The sequence below is a fragment of the Streptomyces sp. NBC_00887 genome, assembly GCF_045207585.1.
In genome coordinates, this window is the sequence record NZ_CP108788.1 from 4842671 (window position 1) to 4867874 (window position 25204).

The window sequence follows — 25204 nt, forward strand, 5'->3', positions numbered from 1 at the left end:
CGCCTCCACCCCTGCCGCCCGGCGGCCGCAGCGCAAGCAGATGCTGCTGCGGCTGGATCCCGCGGTGCACGACGCGCTGGCCCGCTGGGCCTCGGACGAGCTGCGCAGCGCGAACGCGCAGATCGAGTTCCTGCTGCGGCGGGCGCTGGCGGAGGCGGGGCGGCTGCCGGGCGGCGCGGCCCCGATCCCCCGCCGGGGGCGCCCGCCGAATCCCGCACCTCCCCCACAGGACGCCGCTGAGTGACCCGTGGGGCTCGAACGGGCACCCCGAACCCATATACACGCGAGGTATACACGCCATGTAGAGTGCCGCCCATGTCAATCGGCCACACCCTCCTCGGGCTCCTCGAAGCCGGTCCCCGCCACGGCTACGACCTCAAGCGCGCCTTCGACGACACGTTCGGCCACGACCGGCCCCTCCACTACGGCCAGGTCTACGCGACCATGTCCCGGCTGCTGAAGAACGGCCTCGTCGAGGTCGACGGCGTCGAGTCCGACGGCGGGCCCGAGCGCAAGCGCTACGCCATCACCGACGCCGGCATCACCGACGTCACCACCTGGCTGGCGCAGCCGGAGAAGCCGGAGCCGTATCTCCAGTCGACCCTCTACACGAAGGTCGTCCTGGCCCTGCTCACCGGCCGCAGCGCCGCCGATCTGCTGGACGCCCAGCGCTCGGAGCACCTGCGCCTGATGCGCATCCTCACCGACCGCAAGCGCAAGGGCGACCTCGCCGACCAGCTGATCTGCGACCACGCGCTCTTCCACCTCGAAGCGGACCTGCGCTGGCTGGAGCTGACCGCGGCCCGCCTCCACCAGCTCGCCGAGGTCGTGGCGCCGTGACTCCTGCCGGCTCCCTGCTCGCCGCCCACGACCTGCGCAAGTCGTACGGTTCGACGGCCGCGCTCGACGGGGCCTCGTTCTCCGTCCACCCCGGTGAGGTCGTCGCCGTCATGGGCCCCTCCGGCTCCGGCAAGTCGACCCTCCTGCACTGTCTCGCGGGGATCATCACCCCCGACTCCGGCTCCGTCACCTACGCGGGCCGTGAGCTCTCCGAAATGTCGGACGCCCAGCGAAGCGCCCTGCGGCGCAGCGATTTCGGCTTCGTGTTCCAGTTCGGCCAGCTCGTCCCCGAGCTGACCTGCGTGGAGAACGTCGCCCTGCCGCTCCGGCTGAACGGCACCCGGCGCAAGGAGGCCGAGCGCATGGCCCTGCGGTGGATGGAGCGACTGGAGGTCGACGACCTGGCCGCCCAGCGCCCCGGCGAGGTCTCCGGCGGTCAGGGCCAGCGCGTCGCCGTGGCCCGTGCCCTCGTCGCCTCGCCCAAGGTGGTCTTCGCGGACGAGCCGACGGGAGCGCTGGACTCGCTCAACGGCGAGCGCATCATGGAACTGCTCACCGAGTGCGCCCGGACGGCCGGCACCGCCGTCGTCCTCGTGACGCACGAGGCGCGGGTCGCCGCGTACTCGGACCGCGACATCGTCGTGCGCGACGGCCGCTCCCGCGATGCGGAGTACGCCGTATGACCTGGCTGCGTGATCTCGGCCTCGGCATACGCTTCGCCGCCGCGGGCGGGCGCGAGGGCTGGGCGCGGACCGCGCTCACGGCCGCGGGTGTCGGCCTCGGCGTGGCGATGCTGCTGATCGCCTCGTCCGTGCCGCACCTGCTGGACCAGCGTTCCGTGCGCGACCGGGCCCGCGAGGAGGCCCCGGTGTCGCGCAACGCGGACGTCCCGAAGTCGGACACCACGGTCCTGCGGGTCAGTGCGGCAACCGAGTTCCGCGGCCGCACGGTCGACGGTTTCCTGATGCGCGCAGAGGGCGCCCGTCCTGCCGTTCCGCCCGGGGTCACGGCCTTTCCCGGACCGCGCGAGATGGCGGCCTCACCCGCTCTCCGGGATCTGCTGGCCTCTCCCGAGGGCGCGCTCCTCAAGGAGCGGCTGCCGTACCGGATCACCTCGACGATCGCCGCCGCGGGCCTGCTTTCCCCGAACGAGCTCTACTTCTACGTGGGCAGTGACGCGCTGACTCCCGCCAACGGCGGTCACCGACTGGCCGCTTACGGCGGCGGCGGGGGCGAGCCGCTCTCACCCGTCCTGGTCGTCCTCGTGATCATGATCTGCGTCGTGCTGCTGGCACCCGTCGCGATCTTCATCGCCACGGCGGCGCGGTTCGGCGGCGAACGCCGTGACCGTCGGCTCGCCGCCCTTCGCCTGATCGGAACGGACATCCCCGCGACCCGCCGTATCGCGGCCGGCGAAGCGCTGTTCGGTTCCGTGCTCGGCCTGCTGGCCGGGGCGGTGTTCTTCTTCGTGGGCCGGAGGTTCGTCGGCTCCGTCGAGGTGTGGAACCACAGCGCCTTCCCGTCCGATCTGGCACCGGCGGCCTGGTCGGCGGCCCTGGTCGCCCTCGCCGTACCGCTGTGCGCCGTACTCGTCACGCTGACCGCCATGCGCTCGGTGGTCGTCGAGCCGCTGGGGGTCGTACGCCACACCGGCAGCCGCGGACGCCGTCTCTGGTGGCGTCTGCCGATGCCGCTCCTGGGACTGGCCGTGCTGGGGCTGACGGGAAGAGTCGACGACTTCACACCCGTCGACCCGTACCCGATCGCGGCCGGCGCCGTACTGGTGCTGGTCGGACTGGCACTGCTGCTGCCCTGGTTGATCGAGGCCTGCGTGAAGAGGCTGCGCGGGGGGCCGCTCCCGTGGCAGCTCGCCGTCCGCCGGCTCCAGTCGAACAGCGGGGCGGCCACCCGCGCGGTCAGCGGCATCACCGTGGCCGTCGCGGGGGCGGTGGCCCTGCAGATGCTGTTCGCCGCGGTCGGCGACGAGTTCGAGGCGATGACGGGCCAGGACCCGTCGCGCGCCCGCTTCCACACCTTCTCGGAGACGGTCACCGGGCAGGCCGCCACCCGGACCATCGAGGAGTTCCGGGCCACGGAGGGGGTGGACCGCGTCATCGGCACGGTCGAGACGTACGTGACCAAGCCGGGAACGTACAAGGAGGACGAGGTCACTCCCACCACCTCGCTCAGCATCGGCGACTGCGCCACCCTGAAGGAGCTCGCCGAGATCGGTTCCTGCAGGGAGGGCGACGTCTTCGTCGTCCACCCCAGGGGCGACAAGGAGATGAGCGACTGGGTCGACGAGACGGCGCGCAAGGGCGAGGAGATCGAGCTCGACCCCACCTCCGACCCGAAACCGGGGGCAGAGTCCGCGCGCTGGACCCTGCCCGCCGACGCCCGGACCGTCACCGCCCGCCCCGACCCGCTGGGCGAGGAGCAGTGGGGCATCATGGCGACGGTCGGGGCCATCGACCCGCGCACCCTGCCGAACGCCCAGACGATCGCGCAGATCAAGGTCGACGAGGGCGTGAAGGACGTCTCCGAGTACGTGCGGAACACGGCGGCCCGGATCGACCCCGGAATGCGGGTCACGACCCTGACCTCGGTGACGCGCGATCGCCAGTACGCGAGCGTGCAGACCGGCCTGCGGTTCGGCGCCGCGGCGACACTGCTGCTCATCGCCGCCTCCATGCTGGTCTCCCAGCTGGAGCAGCTCAGGGAGCGCAAGCGGCTGCTGTCGGTCCTGGTCGCCTTCGGTACCAGCCGTGTCACCCTCGGCTGGTCGGTGCTCTGGCAGACGGCGGTACCGGTGGTCATCGGCCTCCTGGTCGCGACCGCGGGCGGCCTCGGGCTCGGCGCCGTGATGACGTGGATGCTGGCCAAGACCGTGACGCAGTGGTGGCTGTTCCTGCCGATGGCAGGTGCGGGCGGGGCCCTCGTCGTGGCCGTGACCCTGCTGTCGCTTCCCCTGCTGTGGCACCTGATGCGCCCGGACGGCCTGCGGACGGAGTGATGCCGGGGTGGGCGCGCCGGGGGCGCGCTCACCCCTCTGCGGGCACCCGTACCGGAAGGGTCACCAGGGCCTCCCGCAGCGCCGCCGCGAACTCCTCGAACTCCTCCTGGCGCGCCGTCCCCGTACGGATCGCCAGGGCGACCCGCCGCGACGGGGCGGGATCCACGAAGTACCCGGTGGTCAGTGCCTCGTTGCGGCCGGTCTCCACCGTCACCGCCGTGCGAGGCAGCAGCGTCACCCCGAGACCGCCCGCGACGAGCTGCACCAGCGTGGAGAGCCCCGCGGCGGTCGTCGTCACCGGCGCCCCGTCCGTGCGCCCCGCCTCGCGGCAGATGTCCAGGGCCTGATCGCGCAGGCAGTGCCCCTCGTCGAGCAGCAGCAGCGGCAGATCACGCAACGCCTCCCGAGGGATGTCCGTGCGCCCGCCCAGCCGGTGCTCCTGCTCCATGACGAGCACGAAGTCCTCGTCGAAGAGCGGAAGTTCGGTGACACCTGGCACCCCGAGCGGGACGGCGAGCAGCAGCAGGTCCAGCCGTCCCGCCGCCAGCCCCTCCAGCAGCGAGGAGGTCTGCTCCTCATGCACCTGGAGGTCCAGCTCCGGGTAGCGCTCATGGACCAGCCGCAGCACCGCGGGCAGCAGGTACGGCGCTACGGTCGGGATCACACCGAGCCTGAGCACCCCGGTGAACGGCGCCCGCACCGCCTCCGCCTCCTCCATCAGCTCACCCATGGCCTCCAGCACCGCACCGGCCCGCACCGCGAGCCGCTCCCCGGCGGGCGAGAGCAGCACCTTGCGCGTCGTACGCTCGATGAGCTGGACACCCAGTGCCACCTCCAGCGCCGATACGGCTCCGGAGAGTGCGGGCTGACTCATCCCGATTGCTGCCGCCGCGTCCCGGAAGTGCAGATGCTCCGCGACGGCCGCGAAGGCGCGAAGCTGCGAGAGGCTGGGCTGCTTGGCCCTCATGCCCTGATGTGCGTACGCCACTGATAGGTACCTCCGATCATCACGACCGAGTGTAGCTATTTCCGCGATCAATGCACTCTGTGCCAAGGTGGAGATCGTCCAACCCCCAGGAACACCCCCAAAAAGGGAATTCCTATGCTTCAAGGAGTGCGCGTGCTCACTGTCGGTGACAAGTTCCCCCAGTTCGACCTGACCGCTTGTGTGTCGTTGGAGACCGGCAAGGAGTTCGAGCAGATCACCCACAAGACCTACGAGGGTCAGTGGAAGATCGTCTTCGCGTGGCCGAAGGACTTCACCTTCGTGTGCCCCACCGAGATCGCCGCCTTCGGCAAGCTGAACGAGGAGTTCGCCGACCGCGACGCCCAGATCCTCGGCTTCTCCGGTGACTCCGAGTTCGTGCACCACGCCTGGCGCAAGGACCACCCGGACCTGACCGACCTGCCCTTCCCGATGCTGGCCGACTCGAAGCACGAGCTCATGCGTGACCTCGGCATCGAGGGCGAGGACGGCTTCGCCCAGCGCGCCGTCTTCATCGTCGACCAGAACAACGAGATCCAGTTCACGATGGTGACCGCCGGTTCCGTGGGCCGTAACCCCAAGGAGGTCCTGCGGGTCCTCGACGCCCTGCAGACCGACGAGCTCTGCCCCTGCAACTGGACCAAGGGCGAGAACACCCTCGACCCGGTCGCGCTCCTCTCGGGCGAGTGAGCTGATACCCACATGGCACTCGACGAACTGAAGTCCGCGATTCCGGACTTCGCCAAGGATCTGAAGCTGAACCTCGGCTCGGTCATCGGGAACAGCGAGCTCCCCCAGCAGCAGCTCTGGGGCACCGTCCTGGCCTGCGCGATCGCCTCGCGCTCACCGAAGGTGCTGCGCGAGCTCGAGCCGGAGGCGAAGGCCAACCTCTCCGCCGAGGCGTACACCGCGGCGAAGTCGGCTGCCGCGATCATGGCGATGAACAACGTCTTCTACCGCACCCGGCACCTGCTGTCGGACCCCGAGTACGGGAACCTCCGTGCGGGCCTGCGGATGAACGTCATCGGCAAGCCGGGCGTGGAGAAGGTCGACTTCGAACTGTGGTCGCTCGCCGTCTCCGCGATCAACGGCTGCGGCCAGTGCCTGGACTCCCACGAGCAGGTGCTGCGCAAGGCCGGCGTGGACCGTGAGACCATTCAGGAAGCCGTAAAGATCGCTTCGGTGATCCAGGCTGTCGGCGTGACCCTCGAGGCCGAGGCCGTGCTCGCCGAGTAACACCCGCAGTACCCATGTACGAGAAGGGCCCCGAGGACGACCGACCGTCCCCGGGGCCCTTCTTACGTGTCCGTGCGCCCTACCGCTTCCCGGGCTCGTCCTGCGTGTCCGTCCCGTCGTCGTCGGCGGGCACATCCCGGGCCTGCCGCGCCCCGGGGGCCTCCGTCGGCGCCACCCCGATCGCCGTCGCGCCGTGTGGCTGCGGTGAGTGGCGCAGCGCGTCCTCCCGCCCGTACGCCCGCAGGTAGCCGACCACGGTATTGGTCACGGCGACCAGCGGTACGGCGACGACCGCGCCGCCGATGCCGGCGATCATGCCGCCGGCCGCGACCGAGAGGACGACGGCCAGCGGGTGGACGCGCACCGCGCGGCCGAGGATGAACGGCTGCAGGATGTGGCCCTCGATCTGCTGCACGGCCAGCACGACGATCAGCACCATCAGCGCGGTGAACACGCCCTGGGTGACGAGTGCGACGACCACGGCGAGCGCCCCGGAGATCACGGCGCCGACCAACGGGATGAAGGCGAAGAGGAAGATGAAGACGGCCAGCGGCACCGCCATCGGCACATCGAGGAAGTAGATCCCGAGTCCGATGAAGATCGCGTCGATCAGGGCGACGATCACCGTGCCCCGCACATAGGCGGTCAGCGTGCGCCAGGCGCGCGGTCCGGCGCCGGCGACGCCCGGCCGGGCCTGGGCGGGTACCAGCTTGAGCACCCACTGCCAGATGCGCTTCCCGTCGTGCAGCAGGAAGAGCGTCGAGAACATCGCCAGCAGTATCCCGGTGAGGACCTCCACCATCACGGTGACGCCCTGCAGGCCGGCCGAGGTGATCTCCTCGGTGTTGGTGCCGACGGTGTCGCTGAGGTTCTTCGCGATGTCGTTGATCTGCGACTCGGTGACGTGGAACGGGCTGTCCAGGAGCCAGCGCTTCAGCTCGTCGATGCCGTCGCGCACCCTGTCGGACAGCGTGTCGAGGTTGTCCATCACCTGCCACACGACGAACCAGCCGACCAGGCCCATGACGACGAAGCCGAGTACGGCGGTGACGGCGGTGGCGAGACCGCGCGGCAGCCCGAGCCGCCTCAGTCGCACGACGGTCGGCTGGAGCATGGCGGTCACGAGCAGTGCGGCGACGAAGGCCAGGACGACCAGCTGCACGGCACTGATGATCCGCATCAGCACCCAGAGCGTGCCGGCGAGTACCAGAAGCCGCCAGCCGGCCTCGGCCGCGACGCGCATCCCCCAGGGGATCGCCGCCACCGGATCGGGCCTGGCGGCCACGGAGGGGGCGTACGCGGGCGGGCGCGGCACCTGCTCGGCGGCAGCGGCGGCAGCGGTGGAGGCAGCGACGGTGGAGAGGGTCGAGGAGGACACGGAATCGGCGTCGGCCCGCCGTTCGTCCTCGGCGCGCCGCTCTTCCAGGCGTGCCCCGATCTGCGTCAGTTCGGCGCCCAGACGCCCGAGCCACCCCGGAAGTGTTGACATGGACTTTCCCTTTCCCCCGCTTGCTCCCATCACTCCCCCGGAGCTGTTCGGATCGACCGTACACGCGTGAAGCCCCGCACCGTATGAGGGTGCGGGGCTTCACGAGGTTGAGAGCGGAACCTCGCGGGGGTTCCTAGTACCAGTGGTTGGCCTGCCAGAACGACCAGGCGGCACACGGGCTGCCGTAACGGTCGCTGTTCATGTAGCTGAGGCCCCACTTGATCTGGGTGGCCGGGTTGGTCTGCCAGTCGGCGCCCGCGGACGCCATCTTGGAACCGGGCAGCGCCTGCATGATGCCGTAGGCACCCGACGACGGGTTGGTCGCCTTGTAGTTCCAGCCCGACTCGCGCTCCACGATGTTGCTGAAGCACTGGAACTGGTCGGCCGGCATCATCTGGCGGGCCATCGCCTGGACTTCGGCCACGCTGTAGGAGCCCTGCGCGGAGAAGGACGAGGCGTCGCGGACGTCGGAGCGGCTCGCGCGGTCGGCTTCCGCCTTCGCCTCGCGCTCCTCCTCCAGCTTGTCCTCGGCCGCCTGCTTCTTCGACTTGGCGTCCTTGGCGGCCTGGATGCGGGCCGTTTCTTCAGCAGACTTCTTCGCCGCCGCGTCGGCAGCGGAGGCCTGTGCGTCGGCCTGCTGCGTCAAGGAAGCGGTCTGAACCTGGGCCTGCTGGCCCGCGGGAATGTCTGCGAGCAGCGTGGTGTCGGCTGCGGCAGCCTCGAAGTTGTCGTCAGCAGCGGGAGTGCTGCCCGACGCAACGCCGACGACGGCGCCTACGGTGGTGACCGCGGTGGCAGATGCCACGGCGAACCCCCGGACCGAGATCCGGCTCACATGGTGTCCTTCCAGCATCGCCCGCTTAGGTGACCTCGCGGGCGCAATCGTGCCCTTGACACTGGCCTCCCTACTGCATGGGTCACGGGAGGCACGGGCCCGGTGGGCAACTTCCTTGCGGAAGTGCCGCGTGGTGCTCGCGGGCGGCATACGGACGGCGACTGTTGAGTTGTGTGGTGCGTGGCGCCTTCGGAGGTGCCTGAGTGCCGTATGCGGGGCCTGACGGAAGCAAGACTCTGCCGGACGGACACGGGGCGTTGCAATTCTGTGTTGCGTGTTAAAGGTCACACCCCGTCTGGAGCAAGTGTTTTGCGGAAATGACGGCGCAACATGATGCCGCCCGGCTAAGCTCCTTCGCTCGCCGGGCGGCATCTTTGGGACTTCCGGTGTCAGATCCGGCCTTCCTCCAGCATTTCGGTCACCAGTGCGGCGATCTGCGAGCGCTCGGAGCGGGTGAGCGTGACGTGCGCGAAGAGCGGATGCCCCTTCAGCTTCTCGACCACGGCGACGACTCCGTCGTACCGACCGACCCTGAGGTTGTCCCGCTGGGCCACGTCATGAGTGAGCACCACGCGGGAATTCGTCCCGATACGGGACAACACGGTCAGCAGGACATTCCGTTCGAGCGACTGCGCCTCGTCCACGATCACGAACGCGTCGTGGAGCGAACGGCCCCGGATGTGGGTGAGCGGCAGGATCTCCAGCATCCCGCGCCCCAGCACCTCTTCGATGACCTCGCGCCCGGCGACCGCCGACAGCGTGTCGAAGACGGCCTGCGCCCAAGGGCTCATCTTCTCCGACTCACTGCCGGGGAGATAGCCGAGCTCCTGCCCGCCGACCGCGTACAACGGCCGGAAGACCATCACCTTCTGGTGCTGCCTGCGCTCGAGCACGGCTTCCAGGCCCGCACAGAGAGCCAGCGCCGACTTGCCGGTGCCCGCCCTGCCTCCCATCGAGACGATGCCGACGTCCGGGTCGAGGAGCAGATCGAGCGCGATGCGCTGCTCGGCGCTGCGGCCGTGGATGCCGAAGGCCTCCCGGTCGCCGCGCACGAGGCGCACGTTGCCCTCGGCGGTGACCCTGCCGAGGGCCTTGCCGCGCTCGGACTGGAGGACGAGCCCCGTATGTACGGGGAAGTCGGCCGCCTCCGGGACGTACAGCGTCTCCTCCGTGAACAGCAGATCGACCTGTTCGGCGGAGAGCGACAGCTCGGACATCCCTGTCCAGCCGGAGTCGGTGATGGCGAGTTCGGCGCGGTACTCCTCGGCCAGGAGGCCGACCGACGACGCCTTGATCCTGAGCGGCAGGTCCTTGGAGACGACGGTGACGTCGTACCCCTCGGCCTGCAGATTGCGCGCTACCGCGAGAATCCGTGAGTCGTTGTCCCCCAACCGGTAGCCGGCGGGCAGTACACCGGGGTCGGAATGGTTGAGTTCGACGCGGAGCGTCCCGCCCAGATCCCCGAGGGGGATCGGGGCATCCAGCCGGCCGTACCGGACGCGGAAGTCGTCCAGCAGGCGCAGGGCCTGCCGGGCGAAGTACCCGAGTTCGGGGTGGTGCCGTTTGGCCTCCAGCTCCGTGACCACGACGATCGGCAGCACTACTTCGTGCTCGTCGAAGCGGGCCATGGCGTTGGGGTCGGCCAGCAGGACGCTGGTGTCGAGAACATAGGTGCGCCTGTCGGGCATGCGGCGCTTAGTGCTGGTCACCACGGAAGGACGTACCCCCTCGGACGAGGTCGGGGAGTGCGACGGACGTCGCGGAACTTCCCGAAGGGAGAGGACGGACCGGGTTCGGACCCCTGGCGCGGGCCGAACACCGGCCCTCCGCGTCGGCCGCACGATGTGCGGTCCTTCGTGTGCAAAGGGCCTCCCGGGCGAGCGGACTGGGCTCCGCTCACTTGGCTGCGACATCCGCCTGGTTGTGACTGGATATCGACCTGAGAGGGGTATTCCCTCGAACACGCGAAGCCATGCGCGCGGGGTGGACCAGGCACGGTCCGGGTTCAACCGGGAGCCGGCAGCCGCTTTTGTCCTCAATCTCCCCGAACTCCGTCCGGGGGTACGCCAACGGGCCCGATGTGCCGCACGGGCGCCCGTGGCTCAGGGGGTGTCAGGTGCCGTAGCGGCGGTGGCGGGCCGCGTAGTCGCGCAGGGCGCGGAGGAAGTCGACCTTGCGGAAGGCCGGCCAGAACACCTCGCAGAAGTAGTACTCCGAATGGGCGCTCTGCCAGAGCATGAAGCCGGACAGGCGCTGCTCGCCACTGGTCCGGATCACCAGGTCCGGGTCGGGCTGTCCACGGGTGTAGAGGTGCTCGGAGATGAGGTCCGTGGAGACGACCTCCGCGAGCTCCTCGAAGGTCGTGCCCTTGGCGGAGTGGTCCAGCAGCAGGGACCGCACGGCGTCCGCGATCTCCTGGCGTCCGCCGTAGCCGACCGCGACATTGACGATTATCCCGTCGATACCGGCGGTGGCCTCCTCCGCCTCCTTGAGGACGGTCTGGGTCCGCGCCGGCAGCAGGTCGAGCGTGCCGACGTGGTGGACACGCCACCGCCCGTCGGCCGCCAGGTTGCGCACGGTGTTCTCGATGATGCCGAGCAGCGGGATGAGCTCCGCCTCGGGCCGGTCGAAGTTGTCCGTGGAGAGCAGCCAGAGCGTGACGACCTCGACCTCGGTCTCACTGCACCAGCCGAGCAGCTCGGAGATCTTGTCCGCGCCCGCCTGGTGCCCCTGCACCGCAGAACCGCCCGAGGCCTTCGCCCAGCGCCGGTTGCCGTCGAGGATGACTCCGATGTGCTTGGGCACCTGCGCGTGATCCAGGCGGCCTTCCACCCGGCGTGCGTAGAGCCCGTACACCAGGTCGCGCAAGTTCACTGAGTTCACCCTCTCGGTTCCGTACGGGCCGACGACCCGTCCTCCCCGTCGCCGGGGGTCCGGGGCGGTCCCCGGAGGGAATCCCGCGCAGTCCGCACATCACACTCTCGCGCCGCGCATCGGCATTTCCCGAAGCCGCCACATTACTGCGCACGAGTGGTAAGGGCCCAACCCGGTCGGTCACAAGTCCGTGATAGGGAGAGAAACGTGACTGATTCCCTCCCCCATATCGCCGCCGAGTCGCGCTACGACTCCATGGAGTACCGCCGCACGGGCCGCAGCGGGCTCAAGCTCCCCGCCGTCTCGCTGGGCCTGTGGCACAACTTCGGCGACGACCGCAGCCTCGGCTCCCAGCGGGCCATCCTCCGCCGCGCCTTCGACCTGGGCGTGACCCACTTCGACCTGGCCAACAACTACGGTCCGCCGCCCGGCTCCGCCGAACTCAACTTCGGCAAGCTCTTCCGGCAGGACTTCGCCCCGTACCGGGACGAGCTGATCATCTCCACCAAGGCCGGTTACGAGATGCACCCGGGCCCGTACGGGGAGTGGGGTTCCCGCAAGTACCTGCTGTCCTCGCTCGACGCCTCGCTGAAGCGTATGGGGCTCGACCACGTCGACATCTTCTACTCCCACCGCTTCGACCCCGACACACCGCTCGAGGAGACGATGGGGGCGCTCGCCTCCGCCGTACGCCGGGGCAAGGCGCTGTACGCGGGCGTCTCCTCGTACAACGCCGCACAGACCGCCGAGGCGGCCCGTCTGCTTCGGGAGATGGGCGTGCCCGCCCTGATCCACCAGCCGTCCTACTCGATGGTGAACCGCTGGGTGGAGGCCGACGGGCTGCTCGACACGCTGGAGTCGGCCGGCATGGGCTGCATCTCCTTCGCGCCGCTCGCCCAGGGGCTGCTCACGGGCAAGTACCTCAAGGGCATCCCGGAGGGGTCGCGCGCCTCGCAGGGCAAGTCCCTGGACCCGGGCCTTCTCTCCGACGAGATGGTGCGCCGCCTGCGCGGGCTGAACGACATCGCCGTGCGCCGCGGCCAGTCCCTCGCCCAGCTGGCGCTGAACTGGGTGCTGCGGGACAGCCGCATGACGTCGGCCCTCATCGGCGCGTCGAGTGTGAAGCAGCTGGAGGAGAACGTGGCAGCGCTCGGCGCACCGGCGCTCTCCGCGGCAGAACTGAAGGAGATCGACACCTTCGCGGTGGACACCGCGAGCACCAACATCTGGGCCAACCGGGGCTGAGGAGCCGGTCCGGGGACGGCGCCGGTACCGCTTCTGCACAGGAGCCACAGGGGCCACACAGCCCGGCCACAAAAAAACGGGCCGGTCCGTGGGGGGGGTTACGGACCGGCCCGAGGGGGGGTTTCCACCATAACCCTTCGTAAGTGATGCTGCGTGCCACGCCACTCCATAATTACTCTCCGAGTTCGTCCCACTTCGCTGTGGGCACAGGTTCCGGCCCACCGAGAGCTCCGCGCCCCAGCCGTACAGGACCGGAACTGTCCTGTTGACGTCCTAGGTTCGGTCCATGACGACACGCGCCCGCACCGTGACCGTGACCTGGCCCGAGGCGAACGCCCGTCGGCTGGCCCGGCAGTCGCTGACCGAGGGCACCGGCCGCTCCCCGGGCACCCCTTCCTCCTTACCCGCACCGTTCTCCTCACCCGCGGAAGCCGTCGCCGCCATGCTCGGCGCGCACGCCCAGGTGCTGTCCGCCGCCGAACTCTCGGTGGGCCTGCGTACGGCGAAGCTGACCCGGGCCGATGTGCGCACGGCGCTGTGGACCGACCGGACCCTCGTCAAGACGTTCGGACCGCGCGGCACGGTGCACCTGCTGCCCGCCGGCGACCTCCCGCTCTGGACCGGGGCCCTCTCCGCCGTACCGACCGGCGCGAGTCCGTTCCCGAAGGGCGCCAGGATGACGCCGGACCAGGTCGAGGCCGTCGTGACAGCGGTGTCCGACGCGCTGACCGGTGCCGAACTGACGGTCGACGAGCTCTCCGAGGAGGTCGTGGCCCGCACCGGGCCCTGGGCCGGGGACCTGGTAATGCCCGGGTTCCAGGACATGTGGCCGCGCTGGCGTCAGGTACTGCACCTGGCCGGTCACCGGGGCGCCCTGTGCTACGCCCCGAACCGGGGACGCAGGGCCACGTACACCAACCCCGGCCACGTGCCGCTGCCCGGACCCGAGGCGCTGGCCCTGCTCGTACAGCGCTACCTGTACGCGTACGGTCCCGCCACCCCCGCCCGTTTCGCCCGGTGGCTCGCCGCGCCGCGCGGCTGGGCCGGACAGCTCTTCGACACCCTGGCCGGGGACGGCACGATCGAGGAGGTGGCCTTCGAGGACAGCGGGACCGCCTGGGTGACGGCGGGCGACACCGACTTCCCGGCGGCCCCTGCGCGCGGCGTGCGTCTGCTCCCCTACTTCGACGCGTTCACCATCGCCTCCTTCCCCCGTGAGCGGCTCTTCCCCGGCGCGGCGTACGAGCGCGCGCTCGCGGGCGGGCAGGCGGGCAACTTCCCGGTGCTGCTCGTGGACGGCACGGTGGCCGGTGTCTGGCACCAGCGCCGGTCGGGGAAGCGGATCGCCGTGACGGTGGAGCCGCTGTCCGTCCTCGGCGCCGCACACCTTCGGGCGCTGGAGGAGCAGGTGGAGCGGGTGGGCGCCGTGCTGGAGGGCAGGCCCGAGCTGACGGTGGGCAAGGTGACGGTGGGCCCCCACGCGTAGAGGGCCCCGCGTCGCGGCAGCTCAGCGGTGGACGAAGCGGATCGCGACCGTGTCCCCGCCGATGACCACGAAGTCGCCGTTCTCGCACCGGATGACGGCCTCGTGCACCTCGCCGTGCTCGTCCCGGCGCTCCTGGGTTCCGAGGACCGTCCAGGCTCCTCCGTACGGCGGCGGGGGCAGCTGGCACAGCGGCGCGAACTGCCACTGCCCTGCGGGCACGCACCAGTCGGGAAGTCCGGGCCAGGTGCCCGAGGTGATCCGCAGCGTCCAGTCGGAGGAACAGGTCATGAGGACCGACTGACCGCCGTCGAGGAGGAATCCGACGGCTTCCGGCTCTCCGGCGCGCCCTTCGGGGCGGTAGAACAGACCGTGGACCGCGGTGATCCGCGCGCCCGTGAGCCAGTCGGCGTTGCCGTGGCGCGGCCGGCCGCCGGGTTGGCGGATCTCTTCGCCGGGCGAATCCCTTCCCACCGTCATGACCTGCTCCTTCGCTGTGCGCTCAACCACCAGGGTCGCACTACCCATGGGTAGGACGGAGGAGCGGGTGCTGCCGTTGCGTCCGGCGGCCCGGGAAACCGTCTTCAGCGTATGCCCGTCGGCGCTACCTCGGCTTACGGGCCTCGATCAGGAACCGGGCGCTGTACGCCACGAAGGGCCCCTCGGTCTCGATGAGCCGGTGCAGGGAGCGCAGTTGGGGCAGATACGCCTCCACGGTGAATCCCGGCACCATCCAGATCACCTTCCGCAGGAAGTAGACGACGGCGCCGATGTCGAAGAACTCGGTGCGCAGCCGCTCCACGCGCAGGTCGGCCACGTCGAGCCCCGCAGCCTCGGCGTCGGCCCGCGCCCGCAGGGGGTCACGGCCGCCGCGGACCTCGGGGGGCTGCGGGCCGAGGAAGTACTCGACGAGCTCGAAGACGCTTGCGGGGCCCACCTGTTGCGAGAAGTACGTGCCACCGGGTGTCAGTACCCGGGCGATCTCGTCCCACCACGTGGTCACCGGGTGCCTGCTGACCACCAGGTCGAAGGCGTGGTCTCCGAAGGGCAACGGCGGCTCGTCCGCATCCGCGACGACGACGGCTCCGCGCGGGTGCAGCAGGGTGGTGGCGCGGGCGATGTTCGGGGGCCAGGACTCGGTGGCCACGGTGAGCGGCGGCAGTTCGGGTGCGGAGGCGAGGACCTCCCCGCCTCCGGTCTGGATGTCGAGCGCGGCCCGGGCCCGCCCCAGCCGGTCCGCCATGGCCCGTGCGTACCCCCACGAGGGGCGTTCCTCGGTGGCCCTGCCGTCGAGCCAGGAGAAGTCCCAGCCGTCGACGGACACGGCGGCGGCTTCGGCCACCAGGGCGTCGAAACGTGCGTCGGAGGTCGGGGACCCGGGGGCCGGGGGCTGGTCACTCATACGGGAATCGTGGCAGCCGGGTGCGGCGTACGCGACCGAGATTCGGTGGGGCCGGGCCCGGTCAGGCGGCCAGTCCGCCGAACAGCAGCCCCAGCAGCGCGCCCGCGATCATGAACGGGCCGAACGGGATGCCCGTCTTGCGGCCGGCCCGTCGCAGGAGCATCAGGCCGAGGCCGTACAGCGCCCCGAGCAGGAACCCGGCGAAGCCTCCCGCGAACAGCACCGCCCACCCGTACCAGCCGAGCGCGACGCCCAGGGCCAGGGCCAGCTTCACATCGCCGAAGCCCATGCCGTTCGGGTTGATCAGGAACAGCAGGAAGTAGAAGCCGCCGAGCGCCGCTCCGCCGAGCAGGGCCGAGGTCCAGGAACCGGCGTGCTCGGGCAGCAGGGACACGGCCCCCAGGAGCAGGGCGGCGGCGCCGGCCAGCGGCAGCGTCAGCCGGTCGGGCAGCCGGTGGACCCGGCGGTCGATGACGGCGAGGAGCACGGTGACGGGGGCCAGCAGCAGCCAGACGGCGAGCTCCGGCCGGGGGCCGGTGGCGGCGGCGAGGGCGACGCACGCGAGGACGGTGACGAGGGGGGCGAGGACCGCGGGGGCGTAGCGGTGCCGTCCGGCCGGCGGTGCGGCCTGCGCGGCCGCGCCTGCCGGGAGCGAGGGGACGGCCACGGCGCAGGTCGCGCACCGGGTCGAGCCGAGCCAGCCGCGGCCCGGTCCGGTGAGTGCGTGCCCGGCCGGGCACTCGACCCGCCAGGGTTCCTCCGGCTCGACGGAGAACCGGTAGGCGGCGCGCGGGAGGAGCAGTCCGGTGGTGGCGCCCCAGAGGGCGGCGACCGCAATCAGTGTGGCGTCCACGACGCCGACCCTAATCCGGCGGCACCGCAGGGGTCTTGGGCCCTGGGGCCCACCGGTGACCGATCCGGACCCAGATCGGGACTCCGGCCGCTACGGTCGGTGCCCATGGGGAAATGGCGCAATGGCGGCGGAACGCTGACGGTCGGTACGGGTGCGCGGACGCAGGAGGTGCCGCTGCGGATCGCGGCGTCCTACCGGGCGCGGATGCGGGGGCTGTTGGGTGTGGAGGGAGTCGACGGGGCCCTCCTGATCACGCCGTGCGGGAGTGTGCACACCTTCCGGATGCGGTTCACGATCGATGTGGCCTATCTGGACCGGAAGTTCAACGTCCTGGCGGTCCGCACGATGAAGCCGGGCCGTCTCGGCCTGCCCCGGCCGCGCGCCCGCCATGTGGTGGAGTCGGAGGCGGGCGCGATGGAGAAGTGGGGGCTGCGGCCGGGCGCGCGGGTCCAGGTGAGCGCCACGCAGCCGTAGTCGGGCGGGGCGTTCCGCGGGAGGGCTCGGGGGCGTTCTGCCGGACTCCCTTGCCGCACCCCGCTGTGACGACCTTGCCGGGCATGCGGACCACTCCTACCCTGAGCGTCTGGTCGTCGACAGGGGGGAGCGGCCGTGGCCCGAGTACCGTCCGACGCGGAGATACTCGAGGCGGTGGAGGCGTACGCAGGCCGCCGCGGAGTCTCCGCGCGCCTGGCCGATCCCGGTGCCGCCGCCGTCACCTGGCAGGTCCTGCTGGACTTCCGCATCGTCCGGTCCGTCGAGGAGCGCGGCGAGCGCCCGGTGCGGGAGCCCGGCAGCCGCCGCGAGGAACTGGCCGGCCGGCCGACGTACACCGACATCGAGTCCTACCGGGTCGCCCCACCGGACGATCCGGAGCGGCACGACGCCTTGCGACTGGTGCGCCGGGGGTCGCTCGGTGAGGAGCGGTGCGAGAAGTGCAAGGACGGGACGAACTCCTGCGGGGCGTGCGGCGGGCGCGGCGTCCGCGACTGCCCCCGGTTCGTCGACTGCCCCGTCTGCCAGGGCGGCCCGGACGCCTGCTGGGAGTGCGAGGGCACGGGGCGCCGACGCGTCGGCAGGCCCGCGCACCCGGGCGCCGCGGCCCCCTCGGCGCACCGGGTCCTCTGCACGCGCTGCCGGACCTCGAAGGTGGCCTGCCCCAAGTGCGGAGGCCGGCGCCAACTGGACTGCACCGACTGCAAGAAGACGGGCTCCGTGCAGTGCGGTACCTGCGAGGGCACCAAGCGCGTCGTCCACCAGGAGTGCGAGGGCACCGGCCGTTTCACGGTGTGGACCGAGGGCTACATCAACCGGAGCCCCCGCCGGGAGAAGGAGCGGCGGCTCGGCAGACTGGACCTGAGACGCACGACCGGGAACGCGGGCCGGTGGCAGGAGACCGTGCTGCGCGGCGCGGCCGACGAACTCCCGGACGACCTGGACGAGGCCGACCGGACCCTGATCGACCCGCTCATGGCGCTGCGGAAGGACGAGGTCGCCCGCCGTGCGACCCTCCGCCGCCTCCCGCTGGCCCACGTCCGTGTCCACGCGGACCCGCACCGCGACTACTACGCCTTCCCGTCCCACACGGGTATCGAGGTCACGTCCCGCCCGACGAAGGAACGCGTCCGCAACGTCGCCGCGATCGCCGCCGCCTCACTGGTCCTGGTGGCCCTGTTCGCGGCGCTGGGGATGGCGGTGCTGCGCTGACGCGGCCCTTCGCCCTCCGGGGCTCAGGGGAGCTTGGCCGCCTGTGCGGTGACGAGTGCGGCCGGTACCTCGGGTGTCCTGGCCGACGTGAAGTTGGCGGCGTAGAAGGTGACGACCGTCGACCCGGTCCGTACGAGCTGGAAGACCAGAGGCACGCCTTCCCCCTCGATGCTGCCCGTCACCTGGTAGGCGAGCGACTCCTGCCCCGCCTTGGGCGCGGGCAGTGCCTTGACCTCTGTGTACGTGGACGGTCCGTCGTCACTCGTCGTCCGGAAGCCGCCCGCGCAGGCCTTCACCGCGTCGCGGACCGAGCTCAGCAGCTGCTCCGCCTCACCGGCCGCGTGCGAGGTGAGGATCTCGGTGACGACCGTCTGGTCGTCCTGGCCCTCTTCGGAGACGTCCATGGCCGTACGGAAGACGGTGGCGGCGGGGGCGGGTTCGGGCGATCCGTTGATGATCGAGGCGATCGGCCGGCAGGCCGCGTCCTCGGTCTGCTCGGTACCGCGTTCGTCGCCGCCCGGCATCTTGGCGAAGTCGTAGTCCGGCAGCTCGCCGTTCACCAGGGCCACCTCGGTGAGCTCTGCCTCCGTGAGCGTCTTGCCGTTGCTGGTGGGCTCGGGTCCGGGAGCGGATCCGGTGTCGGAACCCGGAGCGGGAGAGGTGCTCGCCTTCCCGCTCGCCTGGCCGGTGGCCTTCCCGCTGTCCTTGCGCCCGCCCTCGTCCGCGCTGTCGCCCGGCCCGCACGCGACAGCCGTGAGACACAGGACGGTCGCTGTGGCCGCCATGACAGTCGTCCGTACCTTCATCGTTCAACGCTCCTGACCGACAGTGCACCCGGAGTCTGCACGCTAACAACCGGGCGGTCGCGGGCGCGTGGGCCCGTGGGCCCAAGGGCGGACCGGGAACCGGAGGCGGTGGACACCGCCGTGGTCAGGGCGGTCCCGAGCCGAGCAGCGTCCACGCCCCGTAGGCGGCCGAGGCCAGGGCGAGCACGCCGACGGCCGTGGCCGTACGGGCCGTCGTACGCAGCCTCAGCAACGCGACGGCGGGCGGCAGGAGCAGCGGGAACGCCGGCATCATCAGGCGCGGCCGGGACCCGAAGTACCCGGAGCCGATGAGCGAGATGACGACGACGGCGATCCCGTACACGAGGACGGGGAGCGGCTGCCGCTGCCGTACGCACAGGACGACCAGCCATCCCAGCAGCCCGAGCGCCGCGCACAGCCCGAGCGCGGCGGGCAGCGGCAGGCCGACGATGAAGGAGGCCAGCGCCCGGCCTCCGTCGATGCTGTTGCCCCAGGCCGCCTGGACCTCGAAGTACGCGAACGGGCTGTCCTCCCGCACGGCGACGAACACCACGTACGCGAGCCAGCCCAGCGGTGCGAGGCAGACGCCCGCCAGCATGCGTGCATTCCTTCGCAGGAGGCCCTCCCGGCCACCCGCCCGGTACTCCTGTACGAGGACGGCCAGGGCCGTGACCCCCAGGGCGGCCACGAGCGCGGCCGCCGAGGGCCGGGTCAGCCCTGCCAGGACGCACAGTCCGCCCGCCACGATCCAGCGGTCCCTGAGCACGGCGTACAGCGCCCAGGCGGCGAGCGCGGTGAAGAGCGTCTCGGTGTACGCCATCGACTGCACGAACGCGGTGGGATACGCGCCCCACAGCGCCGCGAGCACCACCCCGGTCCGCCGCCCGTGCAGTCGCGCCCCTACGGCGAAGATCCCCCAGGCGGCCAGCAGCCCCGCGGCCCAGGCGACCGTGATCCCCGCTCCCCGGACGGTGAGCGGGGTCACTTCGGCGACGGCGCGTTCCAGTGCCGGCAGGAGCGGGAAGAAGGCCAGGTCGGAGTGGATGCTGCCGTCGGGAAGGGTGACGGTGTAGCGGTAACCGTGCTCGGCGATCCGCTGGTACCAGACGGAGTCCCAGCGACCGCCGAGCAGCTTCAGCGCGTCCTTGCCCGCAAGGGAGGCGGCGCCCCAGAAGACGACGAGCCCGATGACCCGTACGACCGCGTAGGCCCCGAGGGCCGGGGCTGCGGCCTTGAACGCCGCCGCGGCGCGGCGGCGGACGGCGTGCCGGTACGGAGGCGGCACCGGCGGCCGGTCGCTGGTCAGGTTGTCGTGCATGCGGCCGATTATGGGCAGGGCGCCCGCCCTGTTCCCAATCGCCGGTGCCCGGGCCGCCTCCCCGCCGGCTCGCGTCCTCAGCCGTCCCAGGGCAGCCGGGCCGGGCGGCGGCACCACCACCAGCCGCGCTCGGCGACCGCCGTACCCGACCGGGTGAGACGTCCGAGCAGCGCGCCGCCGTCGCCCTCCGTGTGTCCGCGGAACACGTCGTCGAGCGCCGCGACGGCTCGGGCCAGCAGCTCCCGCTCCTCGCCCGAGGCCGCCTCGATCAGCTCCTCCAGGCGGTCGCGGGTGCCGAGGTCCTCGGCGTACAGGTCGAACGGGTAGCGCCCGGTCGGCCCCCAGTCGGCCGCGATGCGGCGTACCAGCCGCTCCCAGAGCAGCAGCGCCTCGCGCGCACGGTTCACGGGGCTCTCCGCGGGGGCGGTGCGCCCCGGGTCCGTGGTGTCCGCGAAACCATCGGCGACCGGGGTGCAGAGCTTCTCCCCCCGCAGGATCTCGGTCAGCACGTCGACACGTGCGGTCGGTAGCTGCGCCATGGATGCCTCGACCGCGTCGACCACGAGGGCCGGGGGCTCCCCGTCCCCCTCGCCGTCCGTCTCCAGCACCCGCGCCCGGGTGACCGTCCCGTCCGGGCCGGCCGCCCAGTACGCCGACGGTGCCTGCTCCTGTGCGGGGTACAGCACGGTCGTACCGAGGCGCAGTGCCAGCCGCAGGGCCGCCTCCGACTCGTCGGGCGGGGACGTCACCGCGTCCGATACCGAGACGTCCCAGGAGAGCGCCACGTCCCCGCCGACGCCCCGGTAGGTGCACAGCACCGGAGCGTCCCAGTTGCGGTCGTACGTCTGCTCGTCGTCCTCGTCCGCCACGTCCGTGTCCGCCACCGGCAGACCGATCGCACCGGCCAGCGCCGCCGCGATGGTCTGCGGTTCCGGCCGGTGCACCGAGAGGAAGTTGTAGAGCACAGTCATGAATAGGTCCCGTCGTAGACCTTCTTGGCCTTCTCGACCACTTCGGGATGGTTGGCGAATCGGGGGTTCCTTGTCAAAGCGGGTGAATCGGTCCTTCCTCCCGCCTTGGCGATCTCCTTGAGGGCCGCGTACTCGTGCCTGTCGAGTTCCACGAGGCCCTTGCCGGAGATCGGGAAGGTCCGGCCGTTCTCCTCGACCCCGTACCTGCGGCCGTTGATCTCGTAGGCGCTGCCGTTGTCGACGAGCTTCGCCTTGCCTTCCGCGATCCCCTTGATGTCGTTCTGGATGTCCGCCTCATTTCCCTTGAGGATGACGGTGTTCTTCGGCTTCACCTCGCCGTTCCTTGCCCCTGCGACGGTGTGACGGCGGTGCGGCGGCTTGAGCTTCTTACCGGCTGCGGGGCCCTTGACGCTCGGGTCCGTCTCGAATTCGCAGTCGTTGTTGTGCACGAGCGCGCTGGCGGTGCCGATGCCGACGTAGTACGCGTGGATTCCCTCGACCGACAGGTCGTGCGTGGTCTGCTGCTCGGTGTACCGGGAGACGCCGGTCACCAGGAGGGAAGCACCGCCGGGCAGCCGCAGCCGGTCCCCGGTCACGATGTCGCCGGCGTCCACCCACCGCTGCCGGCCGGTGAGCCAGAACGGGTGCGTGTCGGTGGCCGTGACCTGACCGGCGGAGGTGCTCAGCCGGGTGAACTCCTTGTCGTCGTACGTGGTGAAGGTCTCCGTCACCCTGCGCACCTCGGAGAGGCCGCGAACCGGGTCGGTGGCGACGACCTCGTCCCCCGTCCGCAGCGACTCGATCGGCACGCGCCTGCCGTCGGCGACCAGGACCGGGGTCCCGGGCGGGAAGCTGTGGCTCACCGGGCAGGTGGTCGGCTTGTCGTCGGGCTTGTCGTCCTTCTTCGGCGGGTCCTTCTTCTCCGCGTCGAGCTTCTTCTTCGCGTCGGCGAGCTTCTTCTCCGCGTCCTGAACCTTCTTACGGTTCTTGATCAGACCCGTCAGCCCGTCATACAGATCCCCACCGTGCTTCTTGAGCTTCTTGATCAGCTCAACGGCCTTCTTCCACTTCCACGGCGCCCCGTACTTCGCCGCAAGCTTCCCGACCGCACCACCCACAAGACTCAGCAACACATTGATCAACGTCTCGGTGCACGCACCCATGTCCCCCTTGGTGACACAGTCCAGCGCATCCGTGATCCCCAACTCCTCAGCAAGGATCTTCGCAAGCTCCTTGGCCGCCTCGACAGCCTTGTCGGAATTGGTCTTCTCCTCCTTCTGCGCATCCTGGAGGTCCTTCAACGCAGCGTCATAATCGATCTGGGTCTGCGTCTTGGGGGAACCGTCGTCCGACGCCGGAGACCTGTCGCCCGGTGAACCCGATTCGCCGCCCTGGGCCTCGGTACCGTCACCACCACCACAGTTGCCGCCACCGGTCACCTGACAGACCGCCGTACCGAACCGCTCCGCCAGCTGAGGACCCATCCCCGTCGCCGACAACGCGCCCACAATGGCCACGACCACAACGACCAGGCCGACGTACTCGATCGCGCCCTGACCCCGCTGCGACCGACGCAGACCCGCAAGACGTACATCCGTACGCGGCACGAACCCCCGCGACCAACGGCGCAACCGACGACGCAATACCCCCAGAACTGGCATGCATTCGACGCTAACTACCGCACACCGCAACCGTCTTGGGCCCACGGACCCAACTCTGCGGACGCGGTTCGGCCGGTGGCCCTACCGCTCCGCCTCGGCCCGGGTCCCGAGGCCCCGGCCGACCAGCGGAGCCACGGTACGGATCAGTTTCAGCTGGGTCGAGCGCAGGACGCGCACCGTGGTGTCGTCGGGCCAGCCGGTCGTGGTCGACCACTCGTAGCCCGAGCCGACCACATCGCTGGCGAAGGCGAGCTCCGTCGCCAGCAGCGCCCGCGCCCAGTCCAACGGATCCAGAGCCTCCCTCTCGGCGAGGGCTCTTCGGATCCGCAGACCCCGGCGGTTCAGATCCTCCGTACCGTCGAAGCCCATGGCCACGGCGAACTCCTCCGTGCAGCGTGCGGGGCCGCTCCACTCGATCAGGCCCTGCTGGAGGAGCCGGGACTCCTCGTCGGTCAGGGTCAGTTGCTCAGCCGTGGGCATATCCGTCGTCACCTTCCGGTTGCGGCCCGGCCCGGCGCCGTGAGGGGCGCGCCGGGACGGGCGTCGATCATCTGCCGCGACGACGCTATTTTCCGGGCGGTCGCCCGTCTTGGGCCCACGGACCCAACTCGGCACACCGGGCCGGAATCCCGCGCTCTGCGACCGCAGCCCGGGCGGTCAGTCGCCCTCCAGGTGGAGTTCCGTGGAGGGGTCGTCCCGGCAGATCCGGGCCAGGCGTCCGACCTCTTCCAGGGCCGCTCGCTGCGCCGCCCCGGTGGTGCCGCTGCGGGCGCCGTCGAGCTCGGTGAGCAGCTGCTCCATCTCGGCGGCGGTCAGAACAAGCGTTCCGTAGAGGTCGACCCGGGACAGCATCGACAGGGCGCTCCCGTCGCAGATCCGGGCGAACGTGTCCGCGTCGTCCACGAACACGTCGACCTGGGTCAGCCGGCGCCCCCTGGGACTGGTGCCGGGCCGGTCCACCCGCTTCAGCACTGCGTCGACACCCATGGAGGTGGCCCTCGTCTCTTTCGTCTCCCTGCCCGGACATCGCAGACGTCCGTCTCGCGGGCCGGAACCGGCCTGTCGACCGCATCCGTTCGTGTAAGGGTTCGTAAATCCCTACGGTTCGTACGCCTACGAGCCCCCCAGAGCGGAGAGGCGCCACAGCGATGCCCCGTCCTTCGACACCGGCGCCAGACGAATGGACGGAGGGCAACGGTCCTCCCGAGTCCTCCGATCCTTCCGGGCACGCGCCACACCCCCGGCTCGTCCGCGACCTCTCGCTCCCGGCGGTCCTCGCCGGGCTCGTCGCGGTCATCGTCTCCTACTCCGGTCCGCTGGTCATCGTGCTGTCCGCCGCCCACGCCGCGCACCTGGACGCCGCCCGCACCGGCTCCTGGATCTGGGCGATCTCGATAGGCAGCGGCCTCACCTGCATCGCCCTCAGCCTGCGCACCCGCATGCCGGTCGTCACCGCCTGGTCCACCCCGGGTGCCGCGCTCCTGGTCACCAGCATCGGCTCGTACGCGTACGGAGACGTGATCGGCGCCTTCGTGGCCTCCGGTGTCGTGATCGCCCTGATCGGACTGACCGGGGTCTTCGGACGGCTGATGCGGATGGTGCCCGGCGCGGTCGTCTCCGCCATGCTCGCGGGCATCCTCTTCTCCTTCGGCACCGGTGTGTTCACCTCACTGGAAGGCACCCCGCTCATCGCCGGCTCGGTCCTGCTGGCCTACCTGCTGGGCAGGCGCCTGCTCCCCCGGTACGCCGTGCTCATCGCCCTCGTCGCCGGCGTCCTGTGCAGCGCGGCCACCTCACGCCTGCACATCCGCCTCGACCATGTCGGCCTGGTGCAGCCGGTGTTCACCGCGCCCAGCTTCTCCGTCGCCTCGCTGATCGGTATCGCCGTCCCCCTGACCCTGGCCACGCTCGCCTCGCAGAACGCCCCCGGAGTCGCCGTGCTGTCCGCCTCCGGCTACCGCCCCGACGACCGTCTCCTGGTCGGCTCCACCGGACTGGTCTCCGCCGTGCTCGCCCCCTTCGGCTCCCACGCCGTGAACCTCGCCGCCATCACCGCCGCGATCTGTACGGGGCCCGAGGCGCATCACGACCCCCGGCGGCGCTACGTCGCCGGGGTCGCCTGCGGTGCGTTCTATCTGGTGGTCGGCGCTTTCGGCTCCACCCTTGTGGCGTTCTTCGCGGGCCTGCCCGAGGAACTCGTCGCCGCTCTCGCAGGCGTCGCCCTCTTCGGCGCGCTGTCCGCGGGCCTGACGGGTGCTGTCAAGGAGGACAAGGACCGGGAAGCCGCCCTGGTCACATTCCTGGCCACGGCCTCCGGAGTCAGCCTGTTCGGCATCGGCTCGGCGTTCTGGGGGCTCGTCCTCGGCATGACGGCGCACCTCGTCCTGAACGGCAGGCTCGTTCGTCGACGGTGACCGGCGGCACGGGTTGCCGAGGGAGCCGGCCGGGCATGGTCCGCACCGGGTGGACCTGCCGAACCCTGCGAGTCA

General features: G+C 70.8%; 25 protein-coding genes. 11 read left to right on the forward strand and 14 right to left on the reverse strand.

What is annotated here, in order from left to right; translation table 11 throughout:
* Positions 1-40: 40 nt before the first annotated feature.
* From OG844_RS21890 to OG844_RS21905, 4 genes are all read left to right on the forward strand, one after another.
* Positions 41-244, forward strand: a complete 204-nt coding sequence (locus OG844_RS21890; protein ID WP_383180367.1) for a hypothetical protein — start codon at positions 41-43, stop codon at positions 242-244.
* A 71-nt stretch (positions 245-315) separates the two neighbouring features.
* Complete coding sequence (locus OG844_RS21895) at positions 316-840, forward strand: PadR family transcriptional regulator (RefSeq protein ID WP_406392454.1); 525 nt, start codon at positions 316-318, stop codon at positions 838-840.
* Positions 837-1523 (forward strand): ABC transporter ATP-binding protein, encoded by a 687-nt coding sequence (locus OG844_RS21900; RefSeq protein WP_406392456.1) that lies wholly within the window; start codon positions 837-839, stop codon positions 1521-1523. The genes OG844_RS21895 and OG844_RS21900 overlap by 4 nt, the downstream gene beginning before the upstream one ends.
* Positions 1520-3853 carry an FtsX-like permease family protein gene (locus OG844_RS21905; RefSeq protein WP_406392458.1) on the forward strand — a complete coding sequence of 778 codons (2334 nt, stop codon included), beginning with the start codon at positions 1520-1522 and terminating at the stop codon, positions 3851-3853. The genes OG844_RS21900 and OG844_RS21905 overlap by 4 nt, the downstream gene beginning before the upstream one ends.
* Positions 3854-3881: 28 nt before the next feature.
* Here OG844_RS21905 and OG844_RS21910 read toward each other — a convergent pair whose 3' ends face one another.
* A complete protein-coding gene (locus OG844_RS21910; RefSeq protein WP_406396215.1) occupies positions 3882-4820 on the reverse strand; it encodes a hydrogen peroxide-inducible genes activator in 939 nt (312 codons plus the stop codon).
* Between the two features lie 153 nt (positions 4821-4973).
* On the opposite strand from OG844_RS21910, the gene OG844_RS21915 reads away from it, so the two are divergent.
* A complete protein-coding gene (locus OG844_RS21915; protein WP_406392460.1) occupies positions 4974-5528 on the forward strand; it encodes a peroxiredoxin in 555 nt (184 codons plus the stop codon).
* Between the two features lie 12 nt (positions 5529-5540).
* A complete protein-coding gene (locus OG844_RS21920; RefSeq protein ID WP_073744727.1) occupies positions 5541-6074 on the forward strand; it encodes an alkyl hydroperoxide reductase in 534 nt (177 codons plus the stop codon).
* A gap of 79 nt (positions 6075-6153) precedes the next feature.
* Here the strand turns inward: OG844_RS21920 and OG844_RS21925 are convergent, their stop codons facing one another.
* The 4 genes from OG844_RS21925 to OG844_RS21940 form a co-directional block, all read right to left on the reverse strand.
* Positions 6154-7563, reverse strand: coding sequence for an AI-2E family transporter (locus OG844_RS21925; protein ID WP_406392462.1), 1410 nt, complete (start codon positions 7561-7563; stop codon positions 6154-6156).
* A gap of 133 nt (positions 7564-7696) precedes the next feature.
* Positions 7697-8398 (reverse strand): transglycosylase SLT domain-containing protein, encoded by a 702-nt coding sequence (locus tag OG844_RS21930; protein ID WP_385616873.1) that lies wholly within the window; start codon positions 8396-8398, stop codon positions 7697-7699.
* 389 nt (positions 8399-8787) lie between these two features.
* A complete protein-coding gene (locus OG844_RS21935) occupies positions 8788-10110 on the reverse strand; it encodes a PhoH family protein (RefSeq protein ID WP_329207844.1) in 1323 nt (440 codons plus the stop codon).
* Positions 10111-10510: 400 nt separating this feature from the next.
* Complete coding sequence (locus tag OG844_RS21940; protein WP_351167499.1) at positions 10511-11272, reverse strand: isoprenyl transferase; 762 nt, start codon at positions 11270-11272, stop codon at positions 10511-10513.
* Between the two features lie 207 nt (positions 11273-11479).
* On the opposite strand from OG844_RS21940, the gene mgrA reads away from it, so the two are divergent.
* Positions 11480-12517, forward strand: a complete 1038-nt coding sequence (gene mgrA, locus OG844_RS21945) for an L-glyceraldehyde 3-phosphate reductase (protein ID WP_406392463.1) — start codon at positions 11480-11482, stop codon at positions 12515-12517.
* A 286-nt stretch (positions 12518-12803) separates the two neighbouring features.
* Positions 12804-14003, forward strand: a complete 1200-nt coding sequence (locus OG844_RS21950) for a winged helix DNA-binding domain-containing protein (protein ID WP_406392464.1) — start codon at positions 12804-12806, stop codon at positions 14001-14003.
* 21 nt (positions 14004-14024) lie between these two features.
* Here OG844_RS21950 and OG844_RS21955 read toward each other — a convergent pair whose 3' ends face one another.
* The 3 genes from OG844_RS21955 to OG844_RS21965 all read right to left on the reverse strand — a co-directional run bounded on the left by OG844_RS21955 (position 14025) and on the right by OG844_RS21965 (position 16255).
* Positions 14025-14480, reverse strand: a complete 456-nt coding sequence (locus OG844_RS21955; RefSeq protein WP_406392465.1) for a hypothetical protein — start codon at positions 14478-14480, stop codon at positions 14025-14027.
* Positions 14481-14604: 124 nt separating this feature from the next.
* Positions 14605-15402, reverse strand: a complete 798-nt coding sequence (locus tag OG844_RS21960; protein ID WP_406392466.1) for a class I SAM-dependent methyltransferase — start codon at positions 15400-15402, stop codon at positions 14605-14607.
* Between the two features lie 61 nt (positions 15403-15463).
* The gene (locus OG844_RS21965; RefSeq protein WP_406392468.1) at positions 15464-16255 is read right to left on the reverse strand and encodes a prepilin peptidase; all 792 of its coding nucleotides are present in this window, start codon (positions 16253-16255) and stop codon (positions 15464-15466) included.
* Positions 16256-16360: 105 nt separating this feature from the next.
* Here OG844_RS21965 and OG844_RS21970 point away from each other — a divergent pair, with 105 nt between their 5' ends.
* Together OG844_RS21970 and OG844_RS21975 are read left to right on the forward strand one after the other, a co-directional pair.
* A complete protein-coding gene (locus OG844_RS21970; protein ID WP_406392470.1) occupies positions 16361-16729 on the forward strand; it encodes a DUF192 domain-containing protein in 369 nt (122 codons plus the stop codon).
* A gap of 135 nt (positions 16730-16864) precedes the next feature.
* Positions 16865-17959, forward strand: coding sequence for a hypothetical protein (locus OG844_RS21975; protein WP_406392471.1), 1095 nt, complete (start codon positions 16865-16867; stop codon positions 17957-17959).
* A gap of 23 nt (positions 17960-17982) precedes the next feature.
* On the opposite strand, the gene OG844_RS21980 is transcribed toward OG844_RS21975, so the two are convergent.
* The 6 genes from OG844_RS21980 to OG844_RS22005 all read right to left on the reverse strand — a co-directional run bounded on the left by OG844_RS21980 (position 17983) and on the right by OG844_RS22005 (position 23702).
* Complete coding sequence (locus OG844_RS21980) at positions 17983-18765, reverse strand: hypothetical protein (protein WP_406392473.1); 783 nt, start codon at positions 18763-18765, stop codon at positions 17983-17985.
* Positions 18766-18889: 124 nt separating this feature from the next.
* Positions 18890-20083 (reverse strand): hypothetical protein, encoded by a 1194-nt coding sequence (locus OG844_RS21985; protein WP_406392475.1) that lies wholly within the window; start codon positions 20081-20083, stop codon positions 18890-18892.
* 77 nt (positions 20084-20160) lie between these two features.
* On the reverse strand, positions 20161-21054 hold the full coding sequence (locus tag OG844_RS21990) for a hypothetical protein (RefSeq protein WP_406392477.1): 894 nt from the start codon (positions 21052-21054) through the stop codon (positions 20161-20163).
* A complete protein-coding gene (locus OG844_RS21995; RefSeq protein ID WP_406392479.1) occupies positions 21051-22715 on the reverse strand; it encodes a Hint domain-containing protein in 1665 nt (554 codons plus the stop codon). Before OG844_RS21995 ends, OG844_RS21990 begins: the two co-directional genes overlap by 4 nt.
* Before the next feature lie 81 nt (positions 22716-22796).
* Positions 22797-23195: a hypothetical protein gene (locus tag OG844_RS22000; RefSeq protein WP_406392481.1), complete on the reverse strand. Its 399-nt coding sequence runs from the start codon at positions 23193-23195 to the stop codon at positions 22797-22799.
* A 177-nt stretch (positions 23196-23372) separates the two neighbouring features.
* Entirely contained in the window at positions 23373-23702 is a 330-nt protein-coding gene (locus OG844_RS22005) for a hypothetical protein (RefSeq protein WP_406392483.1), read from the reverse strand.
* A 161-nt stretch (positions 23703-23863) separates the two neighbouring features.
* Here OG844_RS22005 and OG844_RS22010 point away from each other — a divergent pair, with 161 nt between their 5' ends.
* Positions 23864-25129: a benzoate/H(+) symporter BenE family transporter gene (locus OG844_RS22010; protein ID WP_406392484.1), complete on the forward strand. Its 1266-nt coding sequence runs from the start codon at positions 23864-23866 to the stop codon at positions 25127-25129.
* Positions 25130-25204 lie beyond the last annotated feature (75 nt).